This window comes from Streptomyces ureilyticus, from assembly GCF_011045025.1.
In the GTDB taxonomy this organism is placed as follows: domain Bacteria; phylum Actinomycetota; class Actinomycetes; order Streptomycetales; family Streptomycetaceae; genus Streptomyces; species Streptomyces ureilyticus.
The window spans coordinates 1-4,964 of the sequence record NZ_JAAKZX010000360.1 but is presented as its reverse complement, the minus strand read 5'-3'; the positions used below and the strand labels follow the sequence as shown (position 1 = coordinate 4,964).

Sequence of the window (4,964 nt, the reverse complement as noted above, 5' to 3'; positions counted from 1 at the left end):
GCTCGGCGACCGGCATCAGCTCGACGTGGGTGAAGCCCAACTCGGAGACGTAGGCGGGAAGTTGCTCGGCCAGCTGGCGATACGTCAGCCCGGGGCGCCAGGACGCGAGATGGACCTCGTACACCGACATCGGCGACTCATGGGCGGGCCGGGCCGCCCGGCGGGACAGCCACTCCTCGTCCTGCCACTCGTGGTGCGAGGCGGTGATGACGGAGGACGTCTTGGGCGGCTCCTCGGTACGCCGCGCCATCGGATCCGCACGCATCGACTTCGAACCGTCGGGCCGCGTGATCTCGAACTTGTAGAGCTCGCCCTCGCCGAGCCCCGGCACGAACAGCTCCCACACCCCGGAGGAGCCCAGCGACCGCATCGGATACGCCGTGGCGTCCCAGAGATTGAACGACCCCGCCAACCGCACCCCGCGCGCGTTCGGCGCCCACACCGTGAAGCGGGTGCCGCTCACCCCGTGGTGCTCCATCGGCTCCGCACCGAGCGCCTTCCACAACTGCTCATGGCGCCCCTCACCGAACAGATGCAGATCAAGGTCGCCGATGGCGGGCAGGAATCGGTACGGGTCCTCGACGTCCTGGACGGTGTCCTCGTACTCCACCAGCAGCCGGTACGCCGGCACCTCCCGCAGCGGCAGCACGGCGGAGAAGAAGCCCTCCCCGTCGTCGTGCAGCTCGGACCGCAGCTCGTCCGCCACCACGGTCACCGAGCGCGCGTACGGGCGCAGCGTCCGGAAGACCACACCGTCTGCCACCGGATGCGCCCCGAGCACGGAATGCGGATCATGATGCGCACCGCCCAGCAGCCGCTCCCGGTCACCGCGATCGAGTACGGCCAGGGGGCGCACCTCGGCACCGGGCGGCACCGCAGCCGCCGCACCGGGCGGCACCGCAGCCGCCGCACCGGGCGGCACCGCAGCCGCCGCACCGGGCGGCATCGTGGCCGCCGCGTCGGACGGCTCTGGCGCGGCCCCCGCGGGCCGCGCGTCCGCCCCCGGGCGGGACTGAGGACTGACACCTGGCTTGGGTACCTCGTTCATGGCCTTGGCCTTCGTGCTCTTCGGCTGCTGGTCGGCTGGGTCCGGGCGGGATGTCACAGGTGGGGCCTCCTCGGCGGGGTGAGGTGGGGCGGTTCAGGATGCCGCAAGACCGCCGGCCAGTCGGTGCACCGCGGCCAACGGTACGGGCAGCCAGTCGGGCCGGTGCCGGGCCTCGTACACGACCTCGTAGATCGCCTTGTCCGTCTCGTACGCCCGCAGCAGTACGGGCTCGGAGCGCGGGTCACGGCCGTTGACCTCGGCGTATCCGCTGCAGTACGCGGACCGGCAGCGATCGGCCCAGTCCGACACCAGCGGTTCATGCGAGTGTGCGGCGTAGTCGAAGGACCGGAGCATGCCCGCGATGTCCCGTGCGGTCGGCTGGGGCAGCCGGCGCTCGGCGAGCGGCTTCGACGGCTCGCCCTCGAAGTCGATCAGCGACCAGTCTCCGGCCGGCGCCCGCAGGCACTGCCCGAGGTGCAGATCGCCGTGTATCCGCTGCGCGGTCCAGGTCTCGCCCTCCGCCGCCAACTCGGCGAGCGCCTCGAACGCGGACCGCAGCCCGGGTGCGTACAGACGCAGCGCGGGCACCGCCTGGACCGCCGCCTCCAGCCGCTCGGTCATGCCGTCGACGAGCGTCTCCATCTGGGTGTGGCCCAGCGTGACCGTCGGCAACGCCCGGGCCAGCGCCGTATGCACCTCGGCGGTGGCCCGCCCCAGCGCCCGCGCCTCGCCGGTGAAGTCCTCGCCCTTGGCCAGCTCGCGCAACGCCAGGTCCCAGCCGTCCGTGGCCCCGCGCACAAAGGGCTGCAGCACACCCAGGACGTACGTATCGCCGTCCAGGTCCCCGACCATCCAGCCGGCCGGCGCGGGCACCCGCGGGCAGTGCTCGCGGGCCAGCGCCATCGGCAGCTCCAGATCGGGGTTGACGCCGGGCAGGATGCGGCGCAGCAGCTTCAGAATGAACGTATCTCCGTAGACGATCGAGGAGTTGGACTGCTCGGCCGTCACCACCCGTGGCACCAGATCGTCCCGGAGCTCCTGCCGGGTGTCGCGCTCGAAGCGCAGCGCACCGACCTGCGTCCTCGTCCGCAGCGCTTCCAGGAGCAGATCGGCGGCGCGCGGGTCGTGCAGCGCCTCGTACACCGTCCGCCCGGCCAGTGGTCCCTCTTCGGGGTGGCCGATCAGCGCGGGCGCCAGCCGTGGCGGGAGCGTTTCGCGCACGCCGATCAGGAGCTGGTAGCAGTCGCCGGGATGCGGCAGCGCACCGTGGGCGGCAGTGTGCGGCTGATGGGCCTGTACGAGCAGATGCAGCAGCCCCAGCTTCGCGTTCCACGGCAGCAGCTCGACCGCCGCGACCAGCGAGAAACCGGTCACCGGGCGCCCTTTGCCCGCGAACCACCGCTGCCTCGGCAGCCACTCGCGCAACAACGGATCCAGGGACGCGAGGAGACCCGGGCTCGTCGTGGCGGGGCGGGTGACGGCTTCCGACATGGCGTCGCGTCCTTTCCCCATTTTCTTCGGGTCGCCTCCGGGGCGCGCCGGTGCGCGGGGTGTTACTGATGCGTGCCCAGGCGGGGGCGGTGAAAACCGCCCCCGCCTGTCGTTTTTGCGCAGTTCCCCGCGCCCCTCGCGGGGCGCGGGGCCGCGTCCCTACGCCATGTCCTTGCGCAGGCGGAACCAGTAGAAGCCGTGGCCTGCGAGGGTGAGGAGGTAGGGGAGGTCACCGATGGCGGGGAAGCGGACGCCGCCGATGAGTTCGACGGGGTGGCGGCCGTTGAAGGCTTGCAGGTCGAGTTCGGTGGGCTGGGCGAAGCGGGAGAAGTTGTGCACGCACAGCACCAGGTCGTCTTGGTATTCGCGCAGGAACGCGATGACGGCGGGGTTGGTGGAGGGCAGTTCGGTGTAGGAGCCCAGGCCGAAGGCGGGGTTCTGCTTACGGATCTCGATCATGCGGCGGGTCCAGTGGAGCAGGCTGGAGGGGCTGCTCATGGAGGCTTCGACGTTGGTGACCTGGTAGCCGTAGACCGGGTCCATGATCGTGGGCAGGTACAGCCGTCCGGGGTCGCAGGAGCTGAAGCCGGCGTTGCGGTCCGGGGTCCACTGCATGGGGGTGCGTACCGCGTCGCGGTCGCCGAGCCAGATGTTGTCGCCCATGCCGATCTCGTCGCCGTAGTAAAGGATCGGCGAGCCTGGGAGAGACAGGAGCAGCGCGGTGAACAGTTCGATCTGGTTGCGGTCGTTGTCCAGCAGGGTGGCCAGGCGGCGGCGGATGCCGATGTTGGCGCGCATGCGGGGGTCCTTGGCGTATTCGGCCCACATGTAGTCGCGTTCTTCGTCGGTGACCATCTCCAGGGTGAGTTCGTCGTGGTTGCGCAGGAAGATGCCCCACTGGCAGCCCGACGGGATGGCCGGGGTCTTGGCCAGGATCTCGGAGACCGGGTAGCGGGATTCCCGTCGCACCGCCATGAAGATCCGCGGCATGACGGGGAAGTGGAAGGCCATGTGGCATTCGTCGCCGCCGACGCTGTAGTCGCCGAAGTAGTCGACGACGTCCTCGGGCCACTGGTTCGCCTCGGCCAGCAGCACCGTGTCCGGATAGTGCTCGTCGATCTCCTTGCGCACCCGCTTGAGGAACTCATGGGTCTGCGGCAGGTTCTCGCAGTTGGTGCCCTCCTGCTGGTACAGGTACGGCACGGCGTCGAGACGGAAGCCGTCGATGCCCAGGTCCAGCCAGAACCTGAGCCCGGAGATCATCTCCTCCTGGACGGCCGGGTTCTCGTAGTTCAGGTCCGGCTGGTGCGAGAAGAAGCGATGCCAGTAGTACTGCTTGCGGACCGGGTCGAAGGTCCAGTTGGAGGCCTCGGTGTCGACGAAGATGATCCGGGCGTCCTGGTACTGCTTGTCGTCGTCCGCCCACACGTAGTAGTCGCCGTACGGGCCGTCCGGGTTGCTGCGTGATTCCTGGAACCAGGGGTGCTGGTCGCTGGTGTGGTTCATGACGAAGTCGATGATCACGCGCATGCCGCGCTGGTGGGCGGCGTCGACGAATTCGACGAAGTCGGCCAGATCCCCGAAGTCGGGCAGGACGGCCGTGTAGTCGGAGACGTCGTAGCCGCCGTCGCGCAGGGGCGATTTGAAGAACGGCGGTAGCCACAGGCAGTCGACGCCGAGCCACTGCAGATAGTCCAGCTTGGCGGTGAGGCCTTTGAGGTCGCCGATGCCGTCGCCGTTGCTGTCCTGGAAGGAGCGGACGAGGACTTCGTAGAACACCGCGCGTTTGAACCAGTCCGGGTCGCGGTCCTTGGCGGGGGTGTCTTCGAAGGTGTCCTGAACGGGCTCGTTGACGATCATGGTGTGGGTGACCCTCCGATCGGTGAGGACGGTCGCAGGACCTTGAACACGTGCGCCGGCTGCCTGCCGGGCTCCAGACGCACGTAGTTGGCCCTGCCCCAGTGGTAGGTGGCGCCGGTGAGCTCGTCGCGCACCGGCACGGTCTCGTGCCAGTCCAGGCCGAGTCGCGGCATGTCCAACGAGACCGTGGCCTCCTGGGTGTGGTGCGGATCCAGGTTGGCCACCACGAGCACGATGTCCGTCCCCGCCTGTTTGCTGAACACCAGCACCTCCTCCTTGTCCGCCTGGTGGAAGTGGAGATCCCGCAGCTGGCGCAGGGCCGGGCTGGCCCGCCGGATCTCGTTGAGCCGGGTGATGAGGGGGCTGATGCTACGGCCCTCGCGTTCGGCCAACTCCCAGTCCCGCGGACGGAGTTGGTACTTCTCCGAGTTCAGGTACTCTTCGCTGCCCTCCCGCACCGGGGTGTTCTCACACAGCTCGAACCCGCTGTAGATGCCCCAGGTGGGGGAGAGGGTGGCGGCGAGGACCGCCCGGACTTCGAAGGCGGGCCGGCCGCCGTGCTGCA

At 69.4% G+C, this 4,964-nt stretch carries 3 protein-coding genes and 1 pseudogene; all 4 read right to left on the bottom strand.

The genetic code is table 11. From position 1 onward, the window contains the following. A partial coding sequence (locus G6048_RS46610) for a GlgB N-terminal domain-containing protein (protein WP_408056246.1) occupies positions 1 to 1,048 on the bottom strand: 1,048 nt, incomplete at its 3' end. A 93-nt stretch (positions 1,049 to 1,141) separates the two neighbouring features. Beyond that, positions 1,142 to 2,539, bottom strand: coding sequence for a maltokinase N-terminal cap-like domain-containing protein (locus G6048_RS46605; protein ID WP_165345673.1), 1,398 nt, complete (start codon positions 2,537 to 2,539; stop codon positions 1,142 to 1,144). Between the two features lie 159 nt (positions 2,540 to 2,698). Beyond that, positions 2,699 to 4,399: a maltose alpha-D-glucosyltransferase gene (gene treS, locus G6048_RS46600; RefSeq protein ID WP_165345672.1), complete on the bottom strand. Its 1,701-nt coding sequence runs from the start codon at positions 4,397 to 4,399 to the stop codon at positions 2,699 to 2,701. Further along, a pseudogene (locus G6048_RS46595) lies at positions 4,396 to 4,964 on the bottom strand (alpha-1,4-glucan--maltose-1-phosphate maltosyltransferase); the annotation flags it as partial. The pseudogene G6048_RS46595 and the gene treS, both read right to left, overlap by 4 nt.